Consider the following 21,017-nt stretch of genomic DNA (forward strand, 5'->3'; position numbering starts at 1 on the left):
CGAATCTTCTATTGAAACTCCACTGCTATGATGGATAAGCTATGGGGATTTTGTATTCATTAGCGATATCATAGGATAGTTCAATAGGAGGCTCGACGTGAATGGTTGAGAAGAAAACATCGCGGAAGGTGATGGGGCTGCTCACAGCTCTGCTGATCATGAATCCAATTGTCGGTGATTTTGTAAGCATCGACAAGGCTTATGCAGCGGAGGCGGGGTATGTAGTGATCAGCGATATTTACAGCTACGGGGGGAATTCGGCATCGGACAAACCATCGGTTTTCAAAAACGATTATGTAGAATTATATAACCCTACCGATCAGGACGTGAACTTCGGAGCAGACACGTGGTCGCTGCAATACGCAGGTAAAAATAAGACCAACTGGAAAAAAGTCGATTTAGGTATGACTATTCCGGCGCACGGTTATTATTTGGTTAAGCTCGGACAGGAAGCGGCTAACTTTGGTGCGGATTTGCCTACACCTGATGCTGTGGATACAACCATAAACATGGATAAAGACAATGGAAAGGTCGCTCTGGTCAAGAATCAATCAACGATTACTGTTAATGATCCGCGTTCGACCTTGGACAGCTCGGTTTTAGTCGATCTCGTATTTGATTATGGAAGCTTGTCCTACAAAAAAAGCTACAAAAGAAAAGCTTACAACCCGTTAAATACTTTGGCTGGCTTGAAACCGTCTACCAACCCAGGATTGGGAAATGGCTGGGACACGGATGTGGACACGGTTGAGGCTGACTTTGAAATTGTAGATCCAGTGAACAAGGACATACCACCACGCAACAGCAGCAGCCCCAAGGAGCCCATGATCAAAGGTACAGCGAATACTGGAGCTAACATGGTGATGATGGACAGTTTGACCACGATCAGTGCGGCCAACGCCACATTTACAATCAATGTAATAACAGGCACAGTGAAAGCAGGTCCGCTGACCCCGGTTAACGATTACATCATTAACAATTTGCCGGCCGGACTTACGAGCAGCGCGGTTGGGGATACTGCGGCGAAAACTATTACTTTCACAATAGCAGGAGCGGCTAATGCCAATGTCTCAACGGATCAAGCATTATCGGTCATCCTGAAGCCTACTGCTGTGACTGCAGGTGCTTACAGCAGCTCTACCAGCATTGACGGCGTTACACTTTCTCATTATACCCCGAAAATAAAAGGAACTGTAAGCACGGGTGATGCGGATGCGGCTATGCGAACAGCGACCGAGGTAGATCCGAACAACAATACGTTTACGATCGCTTTACAGGTGGGGAATGTGAAAAACGGGGACTTGAGTGTAACGGATTATACATATGCATCAACGCTTCCTTCAGGTCTGAGTATAAAAGCCAAAGGCGACAGCGCCGCGAATACGGTGACCTTTACGGTGTATAATTCGGCGACGAGCCCTATTACCGAAAGCGTGAATTTGAGTGTAGTTATCAAAGCCTCAGCAGTTACCAGCGGAGCTACAGCGGATTCAGATGCCATTAACGGGATAACGCTGCTTCGACCGTCCGCCGTACTAAGCAAGGGCGAGGCAAGAAAGCAATTTTTGCTGCAGGAAATCAAGAAGCGCAATGCTTTCATCCATGATAGTGCCACAAAAGAATACAAATATGCGGCAATGTCTAAATCAGCCTTCAGCTTTTACCGAGCGACCAGCGGATTATTTTACAAGGATTTAGGCGGTGTCATTCCGGTTCCTGCGAATTGGAGTCAGCTCAGCAACATCAACACCTGGATATCCGGTGATTTTCACATTCAAAATGTCGGCTACTTTGATAACAACGAAGGAAAGGCCATATTTGATCTGAACGATATGGACGAGTCCTATATAGCTCCTTTTTACTGGGATCTGATTCGTTCAACAGCCAGCATTTATTTGGCTCGTTTTGATGATAAATCTTATATAACCACTACGCTCGATGACAGCACGACCAGACAAATTGCCAAAAACTATCTGGATGCCTATATCCAAACACTCAATAGCGTGAACGGCAATAATAACGAAAAGAGTGCCGAGCTCACCTCTGACAAGCTGAGCGGTTTTACAAAGAAGTTAATGGAGGATTTCGTAAAAACGACAGTAAAATCACAGCTGGATAAAGCAGCGCCTTTGACCTCGACAACTCCAGCTACGCGTAATTTTGATTACAGCAAGACAGACAAATATATTCAGGCCAAGGGCGTTGACTTGAACGATATTACAGACAATTGGTCTGCCTATGTAAACAGCGTTCAGCCCTTTGCAGCAGGGCAGTCGAGCGATTATTTCAAGATCAAGGATGTTTCTCTGCGTATTAACCAAGGGTTAGGAAGCCTCGGCGTGAAACGTTATAACGTTCTCATCGAAGGACCGACAGCCAGCAATGATGATGATATTATTTTGGATGTCAAGGAACAGGGCAAGCCAGTTTTCATAGATAGCCCACTGTTCCAGTCTTCAACATATGATGCGTTCAATGGTAAGGATGCGGAGCGATCCAAATTGGCTTATCAAGGAATGCTGACCAAGCCTGATTATCATTTGGGCACACTTCAAGGTGCTGACCATAACTATCTGATTCGAAAAATTTCGCCTTATAAAGGTGACTACACGGATTCTAAATTTACGAGTCAGGCAGATTTTGAAAATAATTTATCTTATGCCGCTCAGGCGCTCGCGAATGCACATGCCCGCTCGGATAATGATTATCCTGCTGGCCACGTGCCTTACAGCTTCGAAGTGAGTGTCGTGAACAATGTTTATGCTGGAGGCAAATGGGACAGCTTCAGGACCAATCTCGTTAATTTGGGTGAGGATTACTATAGGCAGGTCGTCTCGGATTATAATCTGGTTAAGGCCGATTTGGCAGCCGGAGCTTTAGTGGATATAGCCGATCTTGGCAATTTAACAGTAACTAATGGCACATTAACGCCTGCTTTTGCCGTAAATACTATGAATTACACCGTATCTGTACCAGCTGGGACATCGGCAGTTGACGTAAATGCTGCTTTATTGGATTCCAAAGCTTCTATGACGGTCAACGGCGATTTATATGCCAGCAATACTGACAAGCGAATCGATTTGACCAACGATACGACTTCCATAGCTGTCAAAGTCACGGCAAGAGATATGACAACGACCAAAACCTATAACATTACCGTAAATCGAGGGATAGTACCCGTTGAACCTGTGCTCAGCAGCAATGCCAACCTGAACGGGCTGATTGTTTATGATATCGTGCTTACTCCGGAATTTGCGGCAGGTACGGCGAGCTATACGGGTTATGCAGGGAAAATGCGGCAGGCTGTAATTACAGCAGCAGCTGCAGATGCGAAAGCAGCCATTCTTATTAACGGCATTGCCGCTACAAGTGGTACTCCAAGTACTGTTGCTTTAAATGTAGGTGCGAATGAAATCAAGGTTCAAGTAACCGCGCAGGATGGGACGATTCAGGTGTACACAGTGACACTGACCCGAATTAATGATAATAACAATTCAAACAGCAGCAGCGGTACGGGTGGAACGGGAACAGGAACGGGTAGCGGAGCTGGATCGACCGGATCGGAAACGCCAAGTGGCAGCGCTGGGCCAACCGTCTCTGGAGAGGTTCATCTTGGTGAAGGTGCTGTCAAAGAAAGCAAAGAAACAACAGCTGATGGTAAAATCACTACCCGACTGACGGTAGATTCGCTCAAGCTGACTCAGGCTCTGGAGTCACTGAAAAAAGAGGAAGCAGGCAAACCTCAAGTTGTGATTGAATTCAAAGGTAATGACCCGATCGCAATGGTGGAGCTTCCGGTTGCAGTACTTATGGAGGCCCTTAAATCGGTACCGAATGCAGTGATCACAGTGAAGTCTGAGCTTGCCAGCTATAGCCTTCCAATCCAAACGATTGATTTTACAGCGGCGGCGCTTCAGCTTGGCGTAGACGCCAAGGATATCAAAGTCACGATAATTACTGAAAAAGTAACAGGTGCAGCCTTAACACAAATCGTGAATACGGCGACAAGAGATGGGATGACGGTAGTAGGAGCACCAATGGATTTTAAGGTCATTTTGGAGGCTAACGGTAAGCAGTTGGATGCCTCATTATCCAATCATTACGTGGCAAGAACGATTTCAACCGGACAAACTATAGATGCCGCTCATACAACGGCGGTTCGGGTGGAAGCGGACGGGAGCTTCAGCTTTATCCCTTCGAGATTTATCGATAATCAGGCGATTATTTTAAGCCCAAGCAATAGTATATATGCTATTGTACAAACGAGTAACAAGTTTACTGACATTGACGGACATTGGGCCAAAGCGGATATTCAGCTGCTGGGCTCGAAGCTGATCGTTGACGGTGTCTCGGCGCAAAGCTTTGCTCCCGATACGAACATCACGAGAGCACAATTTGCCGCGCTGCTGATTCGTTCCCTGGGATTAAGCGAAAATCGGGAAGCGAATCGCTTCACGGATGTACCAAGCAATAATTGGTCAGCAGGTGCTGTTGGTGCAGCCTCCAAGGCTGGATTGATAGACGGCTTCGAGGATGGCAGCTTCCGTCCTGCCGACCCGGTCACACGCCAGCAAATGGTAGTTATGATTGCACGTGCGATGAAGGCATCAGGTCAGACGGCTTTGACCGAGGTGAAAACAGACACGGCTCTGGCGTCATTCAAGGACCAGGCATCCATTCAAGCTTGGGCACAGCCTGCCGCGGCTCAGGCGGTAACCGCAGGTATCATCCAGGGGATGACTGCCGACGCTTTCGTACCTGACAGCCAGGCAACAAGAGCTCAAGCGACTACGATGCTGAAGCGCTTGCTGCAAAAGCTGCAATTCATCGATTAACGCAACCTATCATTATCCATTACAGGCAAACCCGCTTTATGCTGCTTTCCTTGCATGCATGAAGCGGGTTTTTCTGTCTCTATCATAAACAGGTCGATTAGAGAACAGCTGGATTGGTTATTAAAAGGTATAGCAAAATCTCAGTATGACTGCGGCTGGATGGACATATACTGCTAGCAGAGGCTGTACGACAAGCTGGAGCCTGTGATATTGCTGATTAAGCAGGATTTAAGGTAGGGTACAAATCATCGTAAGGGGGTTATTATGACAAATACGGCCCTGAGATGGCTTAACGTCATAGCTTTAGCTGCTGTGCTGTATGTGAACTGGCTTGCGAATGCGCTTCCAATTAACGGTTTGACAACGGGTCAGGTTTCCGCGTTGTTTCCAGTCCAGATCACACCAGCGCCATATGCATTTATGATCTGGGGTTTAATTTACGCTTTTCTTGTGGGTTATGCGATTGTTCAATTGCTCCCAGCTAAACGTGAGCATGAGGAGATCAAACGAATAGGACCATGGTTTATCATCAGCTGCCTGTTCAACATCGCCTGGATTCTCATATGGCAGTATCTGTTTACGACGGCTTCGATATTTGCAATGCTTGGGCTGTTAATTTCATTGATTGCCATCTACACGATGACAAGACCTAATGGCTGGTCCTCCGATAACATAATACGATGGTTCGTCCAGGTTCCCTTCAGTATTTATCTGGGCTGGATTTCCGTTGCGACGATCGTGAATGCTGCAGCGGTACTGTACAATCTGAAATGGAACGGGCTGGGGTTGTCAGGTACAACGTGGACTGTCATTCTCATCTTGCTCGCAGTGCTATTGAATCTTATCATCGGTACAAGCTACCGTGATCCTGGATTTACGGCAGTAGGTGTGTGGGCTTTGATCGCTATCGGGGTTGCCAATACAAATGACAGTGTCATCATGTATAGCGCATGGGGGGCGGCGGCACTATTGTTGATATTGACTCTTTGGCTGATAGCAGGCAAGGATGGATTTATCCGTCATCACGAGCGTGCTCACATATAGTTAGGATGCTTTAGCACAAGAGGGAGGGAACGAGGAATGACCACATTTGTACTTCGTTGGCTTCATATATTTGCATTATTCACTGTGTTTTTGTATAACTGGCTTGCGAATGCGCGTCCGTTAAATGGATTAAATACGAGTGATCTTACAGCGATGTTTCCCAGTGCAATGAACCCGGCACCATATGCGCTTGCTCTTTGGGGAGCGGTTTATGTATTTCTGGCAGGGTTCGTAATCGTGCAGCTGCTGCCGGGTATGTACAAGCATGAAGAAATTAGACGCATTGGACCGTGGTTTGTCATCAGCTGTTTGTTCAATATCGCTTCACTTGTGCTATGGCACTACTTGTATATCGTGCTATCGTTAATGGTGATGATGGCCCTGCTATTATCTTTAATGGTGATCTATACGCGGACAAGACCGAACGGGTGGTCATCCGATCCTCGCATTCTTTGGCTGGTACAGGTACCTTTCAGTGTCTATCTGAGCTGGGTGTTCGTCATGACAATGGTACGAATCTCAGCAGTTTTGCAAGAGTTCAACCGCGGCGGTTTAGATTTCTCAGGTACGGCATGGACGGTGCTCATGCTGTTCATCATAGTAGCGGTGGCGGCTATCACAGGAATGAATTTCCGTGATTCTGCCTTTATATGGACTGCTGCATGGGGCCTCATAGCGATTGGTATTGCAAATTCGTACAACGATACGATTTTTTATACAGCCTGGAGAGGAGCCGGTGTACTGCTTGTGTTGACAGTTATGCTGATGTTTGGTCAGGGCAAGCTCGAACACCGTAAACCATTTACAAAAGCTTTATAAAAATTAGTAGAAAACCCTTGATATTATACCAATACCCTTCCAGATCACTGCCAAAGTGAGATGGGAGGGTATTTGCTTATGTATGTTCCTTGTAACCTCAGGTCAGGTCGGTGTCCGAATAAAGGATTTTGACCGAGCAGCATTGAATGTATAAGGACTATGAGAGTCGGGGGTGAAGTTTATGCCGGATTGGTCCTATCAAACGATATTTCGCCCTTTGTTGTTTCAGCTTCCGTCACGGCTCGCCCGAGATTTCACTCTGCGGGCGATGGGCACGTTGAGCAGGGTGCCGGGAGGCAGCTTCATCATCCGTACGATGGGTCATATGGAGGCTTCCCCCATACTGGCAACCAAGCTGGCAGGAATACCGCTTAAGTATCCGGTTGGATTGTCAGGAGGATTGGACCCGGAGGGAATTGCACATCAAGCGCTGGCGCAATTCGGGTTTGGTTTTATTGAAATTGGCCCTGTTACCATTGAAGCACATATAAATAACAAATGTCCTATACAGCGCGACTCGACGAACGAAGCCATTATATACACGGATGCAAGCAGCAGTGAAGGATTGGCCAAGCTCATGAAGAGGCTGGACCGAAACCAGGGACATGTTTTGCCGCTCATGCTTCGTATAAAAAGCACACCAGGCCGTACGCCTGTCGAGGCTCGGAGTGAGCTACTGACGATGATGGAGGCACTCTCCTATTATGCGGCCGGATTTTATATCGAATCGCTTGATGAGAACGAGGTGGTCGAAGCTACAATTGCCCATTTGCAGGCCATACAGCTGGCGGCCCGCGAATTGTCTATTGTAAAACCGATGTTTCTGTATGTTCCGGTAGACTATCCGCCCGAATCCCTCAAGCTGCTGATGGCTGAATTATCACCCGGCTGGAGCGGCGTGGTAGTTGGCGATATGCTGAGAACAGGGGAGGGCGACTTGACGGGAAGTGTCCTCAAGCCGCTCAGTATCGATATAGTCCGCAGCATTCGCGAGCATCGCCTATCCGCTTCACTCAGCATTATTGCTTCCGGAGGTATTCATCAACCATTAGACGCCTTGGAGCTTATGGAAGCAGGAGCTGATTACATCCAGCTGCACAGCGGGCTTGTTTTCTCAGGCCCAGGGCTGCCCAAGCGCATTAACGAAGCGATCGTTTATGAAAAGCTTCAGAGCGTGGAGCCGCCACCAGCACCTTCCTTTTGGATGAACTGGGGCTGGATGTGTTTATTAGGCATCGGAATGATCATTGGTGGAGCGCTCGCCTGGATCATCGCGGCAACGTCGGTAGTGCTGCCTTATGATATCTCGTTTCTCGGCATGCTGCCGTCGGTGCTGAATGAGGCGAATCCGCTTGTGCTGCAATTCATGTCACATGATCGAGTCACCCTCGCAGGGACGATGATCTCGATTGGCGTGATTTATTATCAGCTTGCCCGTTATGGCTTGCGTAGTAGTCTGCATTGGACGAGAACCGCACTGCTAACGTCCGCCGCTGTAGGCTTTAGCAGTTTTTTTCTTTACTTGGGCTATGGCTATTTTGATCCGCTTCATGCGGCAGCGGCGCTTATTCTGTTCCCGATGTTTATGCTGTCCATGCGTCGTCATCGGGAGCTGCCCTCCTGGGAAAGACCGAACTTGATTAACGATCGGACATGGAGGCTCGCCCAATGGGGACAGCTGATGATGGTGACGCTTGGATTTTCATTAGCGGTGGGCGGCATTGTCATCTCGACGGTAGGCATTACAGAGGTGTTCGTGCCTCAGGATCTGGAGTACCTCTGTGCAACGCCTGCTATGCTTAATGAAATCAATGAGAGGCTGCTGCCCTTGATCGCGCATGATCGTGCCGGCTTCGGAGGTGCATTATTTTCAGATGCCATTGCGATTTTGACGATTGCCCTGTGGGGCATTAATCAGGGTCAGCGCTGGCTGTGGTGGACGTTTTTGCTCGGTGGTTTGCCTGGATTCGTCGCAGGACTTAGTGTGCACTTGACGATAGGCTACACTGATTTTGTGCATTTACTGCCTGCTTATTTTGCCTTGATACTTTATGTGTTTGGACTCATCTTTCTATATCCTTACTTAATGCAGGGGCAAAAGGACCCAAGGCATGATCCGACAATTCCAGAAATAGCATAGCAGTTACTAGGCAGGCTAACTGAAGCTTTGCAACGCACGCTTGGGATCTGTGAGCATCGGAAAAAACGCCAACAAGCCGGTCTTCCTGTTAAGGGAAATCGGTTTGTTTGCGTCTAGTGTGGCATCAAGTCTGGACAGGCATTTGATTTAAGGTGAGAGCGGATTGGTGGAGTTAGAACGAGCGGGAATCCTGTTCTTTTGCCGATAAATGCTTAAAATGATGCCAATCGACGCCATCTGAACCAAAGTGAGCATGCCGCCGTTGCTGATAAAAGGAATGCTCACTCCAGCAATTGGCAGCACTCCGAAGGACATCAGCATGCTCCATATAAATTCAATCGTGAACATGGCAAGGAACCCTTTTACAGCCAGGCTTCCGTACAGATCCGTTACTTTACCTGCTATGCTTGCCAATCTGATCAGGAAAATGAGCGCCAGGGCACCGATGCCGATTCCTGCTATCCATCCCAGACTGTATATTAAATAAGTAAACAGCATCTCGCTCTCAATGGTTGGTAATGTGCTGATGACAGCGGCAAAGCCATGCCCCCACCAGCCTGCGGAATGAATCGATTGTATGGATTGTATGACCATATAACCAGAGCCTTGGGGATCGTTATAAGGATTCGTATAAGCAAAGAAACGTTCGATGCGTTGAGCGTTAGTTCCAACTGACAGAAAAAATACTATAATCAGTAGTGGGACTATGTAACAAAGCAGTTTGCCAATATGCTTCTGCAGAGATAAGTACATAATGCTAAAGCCTGTCAAAAAGATCATCAAGGAAATTAAGGAATTACCGAACCCATACAATACACTTGGTATGAGTACATAAACAGCTATTTTTAAGGAAAAGGCCTGTTTTTTCCAGCTGGAAGCCATCATACCGGCTAAACTGAGGATTAGCAGAAAAGGGGAAATCGCCAAAAAATTAGTCCTTATAAAACCAAGTGTAAAATAAGGTGCCCCATTTACCTGCTGTCCGAATAGCAATCCCCAGCCCATGGCCAGCAAAATGATGATATATAGAGCCTTCGAGTAAGGAAGCAGCTTCCGATAATCCCAAAAGCACAAGCCCAGCATGCATATGATGCCAATTATCGAATAGGTAATTTTATTCATGAAAAAGCTGTAATCTCTATAAGAAACCAATTCAACAGCATACATTGCCAGCATCCCGATGCCTATAAAGATCGCGATGAGACCAAGCAGACTCCAATCAATCCGTGCTTTGTGCGCTTTATTCAGTTGGTCACCGACCAGCAGGGGATCGCCCATTTGGCGGATTGCTATTTCAATCGCCTCATCCCGCTCAAGACCTGCCGATATCTGCTCCTCAGCCAGCTCATGGATGTGGCTTTGCAGCTCCAGCTTGATCTCAGGGTGCAATTCCCTCGCACTGACCTGCTTGCACACCTTGTGCAAATACTGCCTCACGGTTTCATCATATCCGATTTGTTTCATGCTTGACCCTCCCCAATCACACGGTCAACGGCTGTGCGGAACATATTCCACTCTTGCTGCTTCGTCTGCAGCTGTTTTCTTCCATTGTCCGTTATGCGGTAATATTTTCTTTTGCGGCCTTCCTGTTCGCTCCAGTACGATTCGACGATTTTCTCGGCTTCCAAGGCGTGTAAAATGGGATATAGGGTTCCTTCCTTGAAGGTGAAAAGACCGCTGGAACGGCTCTCGATTTCTTTGGTCATTTCATAGCCGTACATTTCCTTGCGCCCAAGAAGGGTCAGGATTAGCATCGCTGTGCTGCCTTTCATTAGCTCTTTGTTAACCATGGTGCACCTCCTCGTAAATTAAAGTCTTGATAAGCTGCGCTTAGGGTTCAGCAAAGCTTGTTTTTAAGCATTGAATACCAATGCATCGAATATCTATGTATAGTATAACAGCTGTCTATAAAGCTTTCAAGAGCGTGCTCGGAAGGGCGACAGAGGCACATTCCAGCTCACTAGAAAGTCTTGTAAAAAAACAATAGTTGACAATGAGAATGAGAACCATTATCATTTAATTGTAGACAAGATGAGAACCATTATCAGCTTTAGCTTAAGATCAATCCCAAAAGGAGGATATTCCCCAATGCTGTTACTGCTGTGTATATTGTTGCCTGTACTGTTTGTAACATTAACGCTGGTTGTATGCTATTGGTGGAGTATGCGGGATTACCATACATATGAGTCATTGGGATTGAAAAGGAAATTCGCGCGGCGAACGACGAATTCACACAAATAAACTACAGAATCGTATAGGAGGATAAAGGAATGCCATCGTTATTGGTTGTAGGTGCGGATCATTTAGGAAATATGCCGGAGCAGCTCGCAAATATCGGTTTTGATGACGTTATGCATTTGTCAGGACGTAAATCTCAATCGGTACGTAAAGGAATACCGGAAAAAATAGATGCAGTACTGGTGTTGACTGACTACATTAATCATAATTTAACGAAGGTCATCAAGCAGCAGGCCAAGGACCAGGAATTACCGATTTATTATGCAAAAAGATCCTGGTGCTCCGTGCAAAAGGCACTCTGTTCCTGCGAGCACGTATGTAAATTCATGGAAAGTCAACAATAGATAACGACAAGCAGCATAACGTAAAGCCCTGATGCATGAATCGGGGCTTTTTTGCTATTTCAATAGGGTTTTTGCTATTAATCATCTTTTAATTATGATAATATGTAATTACGTAAATACATAAAATCATGATATTATTTTCTGATTGAGAAATTATAAACTAAAGGAGTGATTGGATTGCAGCAGCATGTAAATGCCAATAAAGAACTGATTGTGAGCCCTGATGATGTCTTGCATATGCTGGATTCTTTTTTGCGTGAAGCTGCTCCTTGGTGGGATGCATTTTATGCTGATCGTACTAGAGATATCCCGTTTTTTGTGGATGCACCGGATGAGAATTTGAGAAATTATTGTGAAACAGGAATGATCCGTCCTTCCCGCGTTCTGGAGCTTGGATGTGGTCCTGGCAGAAATGCGATCTATTTGGCTCAACAGGGCTGCCATATGGATGCTGTTGATCTTTCACGTGAGGCCATTGATTGGGCTATAGAGCGAGCTCATGCTGTTGCAGTACCTATCAATTTTCAATGTGCAAACCTTTTTGACGTCAATTTCGAATCACAGCATTATGATTTCATCTATGACTCCGGATGTTTTCATCATATTGCACCGCATCGAAGAATGGACTTTGTCGAGCTTATCAAAAATGCACTGCAGCCTGGGGGTTACTTTGGATTAACCTGCTTTGCTCATGGTGAAGGGTACGGAGCAGAAATTTCGGACTGGGAGGTATATCGTCAAAAAAGCCTGAAGGGCGGCTTGGCCTACACGGAAAATAAACTCCGGCAAATATTTGCTGATTTTGAGGTCGTTGAATTTCGCAGGATGAACAGGATCGTACAGCCAGCCGTATCTTTTGGCGAATCCTTTTTGTGGACGGTACTATTCAGGCTCAAGTAGCTTGATAATGCTGCATCACGAACAAAAGAAACTGCCAGCGACCCATTTACGGTCAATGACAGTTCCTTATTTACAAGCTTTTATGAGATTAACCTTGGCTCGCTTCGATTGCTTGCTTCAAGTCGTACAGAATATCATCAATAGATTCCGTACCGATGGACAAACGAATCATGCCCGGAGACACACCTGCCGCGATTTGCTCCTGTTCTTTCAACTGAGCGTGGGTTGTGCTTGCCGGATGGATAATGAGCGACTTGGAATCGCCCACATTGGCCAAATGCGAGAACAGCTTCACGTTATTGATAACGCCGCGTCCTGCTTCGGTTCCGCCCTTGATGCCGAAGGTCATGATTGCGCCTTGGCCTTTTGGCAAATACTTTTGCCCCAGCTCATAGGATGGGTGGCTTGGCAAGCCTGTATAGCTGACCCACTCTACAGCTTCGTGGCCTTCAAGGAATTGAGCTACCTTTAATGCATTCGAGCTGTGGCGTTCCATCCGCAAATGGAGCGTTTCCAAACCTTGCAAGAGCAAGAATGAGTTAAAAGGTGAAATGGAGGCGCCCATATCGCGAAGCAGCTGAACTCTCGCTTTAATAATATAAGCAATCGGTCCTACTGCATCCGTATACACAACACCATTATAGCTTGGATCCGGCTCAGTCAAGCCAGGGAATCTACCGCTTGCTTTCCAATCAAATTTACCGCCATCGACGATGATACCGCCAATCGATGTACCATGTCCACCAATGAATTTGGTCGCTGAATGCACAACGATATCAGCGCCATGCTCAATCGGACGGCACAAGTAAGGACTCGGGAAGGTGTTGTCGATGATCAACGGGATACCGTTTTCATGAGCAATCGCAGCAACGGCAGCGATGTCGAGAACATCTCCTTTAGGATTACCGATCGTTTCAGCGAAAACCGCTTTGGTTTTGTCGGTGATAGCACCGCGGAAGTTTTCCGGATTGGAAGGATCCACGAATTTAACGGTAATGCCAAGCTTGGCTAGTGTAATCGCAAACAAATTATAAGTTCCGCCGTACAGGCTGGCTGCAGAAACGATTTCGTCGCCTGACCCCGCAATATTCAGAATCGAATATGTAATGGCTGCTTGTCCGGAGGCCGTGGCCAGTGCCGCAGGGGCTCCTTCTAGGGCAGCAACTCTTTTCTCAAAAACATCCGTAGTCGGGTTCATAATGCGTGTATAAATGTTGCCGAACTCTTTGAGAGCGAACAAATCCGCTGCATGATCCGTATCACGAAAACCATATGAAGTAGTTTGATACAGAGGGACTGCGCGGGACATCGTAGTTGGATCGATTTCCTGTCCTGCATGTACAGCTAATGTTTCAAGACCCAGCTTGCGTTCCTCAGACATTGAATAAATTCCTCCTCGTGAATATAAAATAACATGATTCCATTGAACCTATTCATTTTCTCATATTTTCCAGCAAAACGAAAGAGGAGGTCCAGATGCAGATCCTTCGCCGCTAACGGGGCAGCGCACCACCAAATGATATGACTGTTTACTCGGACTATCGGCCATTACTCATGGTGCGGAAACGGATCCAAGCTTCAATAAAGAGAAGGTTCGGAATCCAGCATAGCCAGGCTACGACCTGATAAGCTTGAACAAAGCTGCCCTGATAAACGATAAGCAGCACGGGCAGCCAAAGCCTCAGAGTGACGGCTGCGAATGTAAGCGCGTAGCTGCGCAGCATCCATGTCTTGTGAGCTTGTGAATTATTGCCCATAATTTTGAAAACGCTGATCCACGTGGCGCCAACCCATGCTATATCCAGCAGCAGGAAGCCGAGCCCGGAAATCAACCCGCCTGTTGCATAAAGGGACAAATAAAGATTGACAAGCCCGCTGATGGTAACGGACCCCACATAGACGTAGCCAAGCCATCGATGGCGACGAAGCCGTTTGGTGCCCCTCGGTTTCAAGTACAGTTGGAACGGACCGATCACCAGTGCCAGTACAGCCGTCGCGATATGGGTATACAGAACATAGATCCATGGCTCCAAGTGAAAATTCACATCTCTCAGCTTGATTGAAATGAGTCCAGCTTTGCGGGGCTCGAATACCCCGTATTGAATCACTGCGTAAACGCTTATCGCTAATGCTAATACAATTACGAGCGTTCTTATCGTACTCTTACCCATTGATATTCCCTCCTCGATATCTTTCCTACTAGGACGTTGGGTTTGCATCGTGCCCTTCAAAACCATTTAAGTTCTTCATAGACAAAGCCCAGACCATGGTCCAAGAGCGGACTGCTGGTCTGGGCTTTTGCCATGATCAGGTGTTCGATGCATAGTTGGAATGATGGATGTTACTTGGGAAGTGTAGTTTGCTGCTTGGCGATTTCGTCCATGCTGCGTGTATAGGCTGTGATGGTCAGCGGCTGCGCAGGGTCAAGCTGATCAAAGTCCAATTCGACCTCCCATGGCACTTCGTGGGAAATACCAAGCTGCTTGCCGCCTTGTGAGTAGCCTACGGCAAAGGGCTGATCGCTATGCGGCATGGACACATAAGTGAACAGCTTATGCTTGCCCTGAACAGGACTTCCGATTATTTGCGTAAGCGGCTTATACACGATATTTTCCTTGGTTTGGGCCTGATCTTTCACCTGACTCAAATAAAAGTCACTCTGGATTAATCGTTGGTAGAGACGATCAGCAAAGGCATTTTCCCCAAGATCGTATACGGCTTCCATTTTGCTGCGGATAGCTCGTTCTTTACTAAAGTTAAAGTAGGTGATCGCCTTTACCCGTGGATACAGCCGCGGCAGATACGCGTACAAGTCACCAAGCTGATCCTCTGCCCAGCGCTCATAGCTTTCATTCTTGATCAGGTTATAGTGGGATACGCCACTTTCTGAAATCATAATCGGCTTATTCGGGTAGGCTTCACTGAGAGGACGGAACGATTGCAAAAATCCGCTTTTGTCGTCGCTCGCACTTTGTGGGCCATCAATCGCATAGAGCGAGTAACCTATCCAATCCACATAATCATCACCAGGATAATAGGCATCAATGTTATCCATCGGCATAAAGTTGGGCGACCAGACCATGACGACATTCGGTGCTTCTTCCTTCATGATGTTATGAATAAGCCGGAACTTCTCGATATATTTGGCCGGATCCCCATGCCAGGGTACCCACGCTCCATTCATTTCCGAGGCATAACGCAGAAACACCGGAATTCCCGATGCCTTGGCTTCCTTCGCAAACGTACGCACATATTCGTCATCCAGCACATCGTCCAAGCCATAACGCGGCTCCCAACCGATTTGCAGCGAGCCGCCCATCGCTTTCACATTATCGGCCTGCTGAACAGGGAAATAGGAATTCGTCTGCGTTTGAACCTTGCGCCAACCGACATAGGTTAAATACATCGCATGGGTCCGTCCGTATACAGGCTCAATCTGCTTCCAGTTGAAAGCGACCCTCTTATCGGCTCCAAGCATGCCAAGATAAACCCCTGTCACCGGTTCGAACTTGGCAAGCTTGGGATTCGGCGCACCTGGCATGCTTACATAGGCGTCAAGTGTAATTGGACTGTCTGCCGGAATTACAGCGGAAGCAGACTGGATCAGCAGCTTGTCGGGCTCCTTGTCAGCGTATTGTCGGCTTAACTCTTCCATCGTAGCTGCTTGTGACAGCTCATTGCTGCTTCTATAGAAAGCTGCTTTGCGGCTTGTGTAATCGGAGGCGAGCCGCCATTCCTGTTTTTCCACGGCATTGTCAATTTGCATGCTCCACCAGGCAAGGGTCGGATTCGGTGCCTCAGTCTGAGCGGTCGGTGTCGTTAACGCGAGGGATGTGCGCTGCCAGCGCTGCTGTCCCCAATACAGTGTGATTCCTACGCAAACACATGCGGCTATCAACACAAATTTTCTCATATGCAGCATCCCCCGGCCATTCATTTTCGCTTTATCGTGTATGACTCATTATACCTTAAAAAAGTACAGGATGGTTCGTTGATAGCAGCTGAATTTCAGAACGTTGTCCATGAAATTGTATAGCGCTTGTGCGAGATCAAGCCTTACAGCTTCGATTCAAATTTCAGGCAAGGGTGACCGGAGGACCTTTTGACGAGCGTGGAGGGCATCTCGGATGTCTTGAAGCCGAAGGCTCTGCAGCCTTTGGGAAAGGCGGGATCCCACGTTACATAATAATGAACGCATTTGATGCAATTGATGGGTTTGAGTGGAGTTGATTCCGATATTTTCGTATCTTTTTTCATTGATGAAATACCTTTCTGTGTAAAAGTAGACTGGACCTGTATCAGTGTGATCTCCGTTTGTTCTTATTTCCTATCATACGACAAAACCTCCTATTGCAGTGATAACTATTTTTGGTTACGATATGTATCATACAACATGATACAAAATGTAACAAATTCATAATCTGTATGTGATGATAATAAAATACATCGTTACTTCCAAAAAAGGTAATGAAAAGGAGCGCAGCAGAGTGATTACCAATACGAAATGGGATCCGACCCGTCAGCTAATAACACAAGTGGCCTACAAGGGTCTGATGAAGATGGTACAAATTAACGGGCGCTGCATGGATTCCAATTGGGCACATATTACCGTGCGCTCCATGAATCTGAGCAGGTTGCGGCTGCAAACGTCTCTTCAGCTGCCTTGCAGCTATCATGTGCTGTGGGAATTTCAGATTGGAGAAGAGACTGAGCTAACAGTCCAGAGAGGGATCGTCGTGAATCAGAACCAATTGGGGTCGCGAGGAGGCATTGTAGAATATGAATACGAAGTACGTTTTGTCATGAATGAGAGGCACCCACTGCTCATGTATAGGAATGAAAGTTATCGGGAGTCGGGTCTCTGTAACCCTCTGGTGGAGGGGATAATGATAGATTTACTAGCGTGAATTCATAAAGCTTTATTAATATTATTCATTTCGACAAAAATAATAGGTATTTTTTTAAAAGCACACCATCAAGTGACACTTTTTTTTGAAAGTATCTATTATAATAACAACATTCCTTGCTATATAATTCCTGATATGGAGAGTGGAGATTTAATGATGAGTACTAAAGTTAGCCTTGATATACGACTAGTATTAGCTGAACTTAAGCTTTCGATGAAGCAGTTCGAGGAAGCCAATGTACTGAAGACTGAACGATGCTCTCTTAAGGAAATGCCCTTCATGGACAGTTTTGAGCTCCTATCGGAATCATATGACAGGGAAATGCATGTAGATCGATACAGTCAATAGAAAAATTAAAGCCCTTAGGGCAAAAGAGAAAGTCTTGTCGAGCTCCCTCAGAAAAAACCAGGCGATCGTTTCCCTGTGAAGAACAGAGAAGCGTTCGCCGCTTCATATTAATGCTTATACACAGACTCTTTTTTTTGAAAATTATAGATTACTGTGCTTGTCATCGTTAAGATGACGAGCGCTGCGCGCGAATGAAATGAATGAAACGTGTAGCTTCCTCGGCAGTCAGTTCTCTTCCATCGATAGTTAAGGTGAATTTATCGAGAACCGCTTGATCGGATAGCTCCAGCTGGCTGACGAATTCTTGAGCCGTCGTGCTGGGTTCTTGTCCGGGGTCATCGTTGCGTCCCATTAAATAGTCTATGGACACACTGAAGAAATCAGCAATTTTTTGAATCGTATCATAATCGGGTTCTCTTCGACTATTCTCGTAATGGGATAAAGCGGAGCGGGTAATTCCTACTTTATGGGCTAACTCTTCCTGGGTTAAGTGTCTTTCGTCTCGAAGACTGGCGATACGATGTCCATATTTCATTTGATGACACTCCTCCTCAAACTCACACCTTTACCAAAGCTGGAAACCCAAATGTGAATGATATCACTAATTGTACTATAAAAGTTGTTTGCGGAAAATGGTTGACTTGATACAATATGTATAGTACTCTTTACCTAATGATACATATTGTATCTAAAACTATTTTGTTCATAATGGGGATGTTTTATTCATGATCCGCAAAAAAATTTTGATCGTGGCTCCGTTTACTGTATTGCCTGGAGAGAAGGGTTTTAACCGATTTCGCTATATTGCTGAAGAGCTCGCGATGCTTGGCCATGAAGTCGAGCTTGTGACGAGCAATTACTCTCACGCTGAGAAAAGCTTTCGTCAACCGGACGCAGAGCAATGGTCAGAAGCTGCACTGCCTTACCAGCTCACGCTAATCGAAGAGAGCGGGTACAAACGCAACGTCAGTTTCGCGCGTATTCGCAGCCATCGAAGGTTTGAGCGGAATTTGAAGCTGTACCTTGAGCTTAAGGAAAATAAAGTGGATGTGGTGTACGCCGCTTACCCCTTAATGGGGGCAGCCCAACTGGCAGGTAGCTTTGCTAAACGGTTGGGAGTACCGTTTATACTGGATATTCAGGATATTTGGCCGGAATCGATCAATAGTGTATTAAAACTTCCAGACCGGTGGCTAAAACTGCTGCTGGCTCCTATGACTGCTTATGCCAATCAGGTATATAAGCTCGCTGATTATATCGTCGGTGTATCGGATACTTATGTTGCGCGTGGTAAGGCAGCGAACCGGAAAGCCAAGGCTTACCATTGTTTGTTCATCGGTGCGGATCAAGCCTATTTTGATGTATGTGCCAGCAGGAATGTGGAAGTAAACAAGCCGATGGGAGAGTTTTGGATTACGTACATCGGTACGCTAAGCCATAGCTATGATATTGAAACGGTTATTAAGGCCGTTGCGCTGCTGGAGCGAACCGGATATAGGGATATGGTATTCAATATCTTTGGTTCCGGTCCGCACGAATCGAGATACAGAGAGCTGGCAAAGCAACTGCAAGCGCCAGTGCGCTTCATGGGTCATCAATCCTATGAGGATATGATTCCTTATCTGGTCCGCTCTGATGTTGCGGCCAATGCGATTAGTAAGGGAGCGCGGGCAAGCGTTACGAATAAGATAGGTGATTTTCTGTTTGCGGGGCTGCCGATGATTAACAGCTGTGAGAACAAGGAAGTAATGAAAATGGTTACGGACTGCCATATCGGTTTTAATTACAGACCAGGTGACTATACGGAGTGTGCTCGTTACATCGCCCTGTTGTTCCATCAGAAGCAATTTAGCCATCAGCTTGGAGTCAATTCAAGGAATCTTGCAGAAAGTAGATTTGACCGACGCAAAACGTATCCTGAACTGTATAAATTAATATTAAACACATAAGATCAGAGGGGTCTGGAAGAATGAAATATGGTCAGCGAATATGCTTGCTTCGCGAAGAAAAACAACTGACACAGGGGGAACTGGCAGAACGAATCGGTATATCCCGTGCTGCACTATCACATTATGAGAATAATCGCAGAGAGCCGGATTTTGAAACCTTGAAGCATATCGCAGATTTTTTTTATGTGAATGTCGATTATTTATTGGGAGGTGTGGGACAGATACATAAAGAAGAGGCTGCCCACCAGACTAAGCCTGCAAAGCTGCTGGGCTATCACATTGTTCACTTCAAACATTGGGTATACCCAAATCGTTTGTTGTAGATTGAGCAAGGTGCATGAGTACAATATGTATCATAATGAGCAGGCACATTATGATAGAAAGGGCTTCTTTATGCACAGTATCCATTCGATTATAGGAGAGCATTCGATCCGGTTTACAACTTGGTCGGAACAGGTAGTCAGTTGGATCACCGGAACCTTCTACATTGTTCAGGATGGTACGGCTGCTGAAGAAAAAAGCACAGATCTGCTGGTTCATATTGATGAGCAGAGTGGTGCACCATTCGAGAGTTTTGATGTTCGAGTGCTGTCGGATGATAACTATATCTGTTATAAGCGTTCGGATTATACGGTTCGCGTCAATCGGAGCCACACGAAAGCATCGATTTACGTGTACGATGATTTTGCATTAAAGCACGCTTTATTGAATTTATACAGCTCGTTTGTCATTTACCATGGATGGGGATTGCTTCTTCACGCATCCTGTCTGGAGGAAGGAGATCGGGCCTATGTATTTGCCGGACAGTCGGGGGCTGGGAAATCGACGGTGATCAAATTATCCTCACCACGATTGGTGCTTTCCGATGAGGTAGCGATTATCCGGGTGCAAAAGCAGGACATTACCGTGTTTAATTCTCCATTTCGCAGTGAGATCAAGTCAACGGAAAGAACAAAACGACGTCTGGGGGGGATCTTCATATTAAAGCCGTCACATCAGGTTCAGCGAATCCCTTTTAGAAAGCCGGACGGGATTTTCCATTTGTTAAATCACTTGTTTTATTGGACTACAGATATAAAGGAATCGAACAAAGTATTGATGATGTGCAAAATGCTTGCCGATCGAGTCCCCATTGCCCAGTTGAATTTTCAGGAAAACGATACCTTCTGGGAGTATATTGTATGAACACGCTATATAAACGGAGTTCATTGACGCAGGCTGTGGAGTGTGAGGGTGAATGGGTGATTATTCATGTCAGTCACGATACGATTACAAAGCTTAACGATACGGCCGGTTCCTTGTGGGCCATGCTGAATAAGAGTATGACCGTTAACCAGTTAGTGGCGTTAGCTAGCAGTCACAATATGCCATTGACGGAGGTAGCTGCTGCAGATATTGAGATGCTGCTGGAGCAATTGGTCCACATTGGATTAGTCGAGAAATGGTAATTTTAATGATACAAAATGTATTGTTTTCTTATGGTGATCATGATA

General features: G+C 46.3%; 17 protein-coding genes. 11 read left to right on the plus strand and 6 right to left on the minus strand.

What is annotated here, in order from left to right; translation table 11 throughout:
- Positions 1 to 101 precede the first annotated feature (101 nt).
- The 4 genes from OB236_RS18835 (at position 102) to OB236_RS18850 (ending at position 8,838) form a co-directional block, all read left to right on the plus strand.
- Positions 102 to 4,835 carry a DUF2252 family protein gene (locus OB236_RS18835; RefSeq protein ID WP_262685389.1) on the plus strand — a complete coding sequence of 1,578 codons (4,734 nt, stop codon included), beginning with the start codon at positions 102 to 104 and terminating at the stop codon, positions 4,833 to 4,835.
- Between the two features lie 264 nt (positions 4,836 to 5,099).
- Positions 5,100 to 5,879, plus strand: a complete 780-nt coding sequence (locus tag OB236_RS18840) for a tryptophan-rich sensory protein (RefSeq protein WP_262685390.1) — start codon at positions 5,100 to 5,102, stop codon at positions 5,877 to 5,879.
- Positions 5,880 to 5,915: 36 nt separating this feature from the next.
- Positions 5,916 to 6,698, plus strand: a complete 783-nt coding sequence (locus OB236_RS18845) for a hypothetical protein (RefSeq protein WP_262685391.1) — start codon at positions 5,916 to 5,918, stop codon at positions 6,696 to 6,698.
- Between the two features lie 181 nt (positions 6,699 to 6,879).
- Positions 6,880 to 8,838: a dihydroorotate dehydrogenase gene (locus tag OB236_RS18850; protein WP_262685392.1), complete on the plus strand. Its 1,959-nt coding sequence runs from the start codon at positions 6,880 to 6,882 to the stop codon at positions 8,836 to 8,838.
- Positions 8,839 to 8,985: 147 nt separating this feature from the next.
- On the opposite strand, the gene OB236_RS18855 is transcribed toward OB236_RS18850, so the two are convergent.
- Positions 8,986 to 10,302: an FtsW/RodA/SpoVE family cell cycle protein gene (locus OB236_RS18855; RefSeq protein WP_262685393.1), complete on the minus strand. Its 1,317-nt coding sequence runs from the start codon at positions 10,300 to 10,302 to the stop codon at positions 8,986 to 8,988.
- Positions 10,299 to 10,628, minus strand: a complete 330-nt coding sequence (locus OB236_RS18860; RefSeq protein WP_076233292.1) for a PadR family transcriptional regulator — start codon at positions 10,626 to 10,628, stop codon at positions 10,299 to 10,301. Before OB236_RS18860 ends, OB236_RS18855 begins: the two co-directional genes overlap by 4 nt.
- 480 nt (positions 10,629 to 11,108) lie before the next feature.
- Between OB236_RS18860 and OB236_RS18865 the strand changes: the two genes are divergently transcribed.
- Together OB236_RS18865 and OB236_RS18870 are read left to right on the plus strand one after the other, a co-directional pair.
- Positions 11,109 to 11,420, plus strand: coding sequence for a DUF2325 domain-containing protein (locus OB236_RS18865; protein WP_076233293.1), 312 nt, complete (start codon positions 11,109 to 11,111; stop codon positions 11,418 to 11,420).
- Between the two features lie 237 nt (positions 11,421 to 11,657).
- Positions 11,658 to 12,320 carry a class I SAM-dependent methyltransferase gene (locus OB236_RS18870; RefSeq protein ID WP_262685438.1) on the plus strand — a complete coding sequence of 221 codons (663 nt, stop codon included), beginning with the start codon at positions 11,658 to 11,660 and terminating at the stop codon, positions 12,318 to 12,320.
- Positions 12,321 to 12,408: 88 nt separating this feature from the next.
- Here OB236_RS18870 and OB236_RS18875 read toward each other — a convergent pair whose 3' ends face one another.
- The 3 genes from OB236_RS18875 to OB236_RS18885 all read right to left on the minus strand — a co-directional run bounded on the left by OB236_RS18875 (position 12,409) and on the right by OB236_RS18885 (position 16,233).
- Positions 12,409 to 13,701 (minus strand): homocysteine synthase, encoded by a 1,293-nt coding sequence (locus OB236_RS18875; RefSeq protein WP_076233294.1) that lies wholly within the window; start codon positions 13,699 to 13,701, stop codon positions 12,409 to 12,411.
- Between the two features lie 157 nt (positions 13,702 to 13,858).
- On the minus strand, positions 13,859 to 14,491 hold the full coding sequence (locus tag OB236_RS18880) for a DUF2306 domain-containing protein (protein WP_262685394.1): 633 nt from the start codon (positions 14,489 to 14,491) through the stop codon (positions 13,859 to 13,861).
- 170 nt (positions 14,492 to 14,661) lie between these two features.
- Positions 14,662 to 16,233: a glycoside hydrolase family 26 protein gene (locus tag OB236_RS18885; protein ID WP_262685395.1), complete on the minus strand. Its 1,572-nt coding sequence runs from the start codon at positions 16,231 to 16,233 to the stop codon at positions 14,662 to 14,664.
- Positions 16,234 to 16,807: 574 nt separating this feature from the next.
- On the opposite strand from OB236_RS18885, the gene OB236_RS18895 reads away from it, so the two are divergent.
- Positions 16,808 to 17,227: a hypothetical protein gene (locus OB236_RS18895; RefSeq protein WP_262685397.1), complete on the plus strand. Its 420-nt coding sequence runs from the start codon at positions 16,808 to 16,810 to the stop codon at positions 17,225 to 17,227.
- Positions 17,228 to 17,741: 514 nt separating this feature from the next.
- Here the strand turns inward: OB236_RS18895 and OB236_RS18900 are convergent.
- The gene (locus OB236_RS18900) at positions 17,742 to 18,110 is read right to left on the minus strand and encodes a helix-turn-helix domain-containing protein (protein ID WP_076233300.1); all 369 of its coding nucleotides are present in this window, start codon (positions 18,108 to 18,110) and stop codon (positions 17,742 to 17,744) included.
- A 190-nt stretch (positions 18,111 to 18,300) separates the two neighbouring features.
- Here OB236_RS18900 and OB236_RS18905 point away from each other — a divergent pair, with 190 nt between their 5' ends.
- Genes OB236_RS18905 through OB236_RS18920 form a run of 4 tightly spaced genes read left to right on the plus strand, consistent with a single transcriptional unit; the run spans position 18,301 to position 20,972 of the window.
- Positions 18,301 to 19,524 (plus strand): glycosyltransferase family 4 protein, encoded by a 1,224-nt coding sequence (locus OB236_RS18905; RefSeq protein ID WP_262685398.1) that lies wholly within the window; start codon positions 18,301 to 18,303, stop codon positions 19,522 to 19,524.
- Between the two features lie 20 nt (positions 19,525 to 19,544).
- Positions 19,545 to 19,847: a helix-turn-helix domain-containing protein gene (locus tag OB236_RS18910; protein ID WP_262685399.1), complete on the plus strand. Its 303-nt coding sequence runs from the start codon at positions 19,545 to 19,547 to the stop codon at positions 19,845 to 19,847.
- Between the two features lie 25 nt (positions 19,848 to 19,872).
- Complete coding sequence (locus tag OB236_RS18915) at positions 19,873 to 20,709, plus strand: hypothetical protein (RefSeq protein ID WP_262685400.1); 837 nt, start codon at positions 19,873 to 19,875, stop codon at positions 20,707 to 20,709.
- The gene (locus tag OB236_RS18920; RefSeq protein ID WP_076233302.1) at positions 20,706 to 20,972 is read left to right on the plus strand and encodes a PqqD family protein; all 267 of its coding nucleotides are present in this window, start codon (positions 20,706 to 20,708) and stop codon (positions 20,970 to 20,972) included. The genes OB236_RS18915 and OB236_RS18920 overlap by 4 nt, the downstream gene beginning before the upstream one ends.
- The last annotated feature ends 45 nt before the right edge of the window (positions 20,973 to 21,017 follow it).

It is taken from the genome of Paenibacillus baimaensis, from assembly GCF_025567575.1.

Coding starts and splice junctions, on each gene's coding strand:
- OB236_RS18915 (WP_262685400.1), top strand. CDS start 19,873: ATGTATCATAATGAGCAGGCACATTATGATAGAAAGGGCTTCTTTATG.
- OB236_RS18855 (WP_262685393.1), bottom strand. CDS start 10,302: ATGAAACAAATCGGATATGATGAAACCGTGAGGCAGTATTTGCACAAG.
- OB236_RS18885 (WP_262685395.1), bottom strand. CDS start 16,233: ATGAGAAAATTTGTGTTGATAGCCGCATGTGTTTGCGTAGGAATCACA.
- OB236_RS18835 (WP_262685389.1), top strand. CDS start 102: ATGGTTGAGAAGAAAACATCGCGGAAGGTGATGGGGCTGCTCACAGCT.
- OB236_RS18845 (WP_262685391.1), top strand. CDS start 5,916: ATGACCACATTTGTACTTCGTTGGCTTCATATATTTGCATTATTCACT.
- OB236_RS18870 (WP_262685438.1), top strand. CDS start 11,658: ATGCTGGATTCTTTTTTGCGTGAAGCTGCTCCTTGGTGGGATGCATTT.
- OB236_RS18850 (WP_262685392.1), top strand. CDS start 6,880: ATGCCGGATTGGTCCTATCAAACGATATTTCGCCCTTTGTTGTTTCAG.
- OB236_RS18865 (WP_076233293.1), top strand. CDS start 11,109: ATGCCATCGTTATTGGTTGTAGGTGCGGATCATTTAGGAAATATGCCG.
- OB236_RS18905 (WP_262685398.1), top strand. CDS start 18,301: ATGATCCGCAAAAAAATTTTGATCGTGGCTCCGTTTACTGTATTGCCT.
- OB236_RS18875 (WP_076233294.1), bottom strand. CDS start 13,701: ATGTCTGAGGAACGCAAGCTGGGTCTTGAAACATTAGCTGTACATGCA.
- OB236_RS18910 (WP_262685399.1), top strand. CDS start 19,545: ATGAAATATGGTCAGCGAATATGCTTGCTTCGCGAAGAAAAACAACTG.
- OB236_RS18920 (WP_076233302.1), top strand. CDS start 20,706: ATGAACACGCTATATAAACGGAGTTCATTGACGCAGGCTGTGGAGTGT.
- OB236_RS18860 (WP_076233292.1), bottom strand. CDS start 10,628: ATGGTTAACAAAGAGCTAATGAAAGGCAGCACAGCGATGCTAATCCTG.
- OB236_RS18900 (WP_076233300.1), bottom strand. CDS start 18,110: ATGAAATATGGACATCGTATCGCCAGTCTTCGAGACGAAAGACACTTA.
- OB236_RS18880 (WP_262685394.1), bottom strand. CDS start 14,491: ATGGGTAAGAGTACGATAAGAACGCTCGTAATTGTATTAGCATTAGCG.
- OB236_RS18840 (WP_262685390.1), top strand. CDS start 5,100: ATGACAAATACGGCCCTGAGATGGCTTAACGTCATAGCTTTAGCTGCT.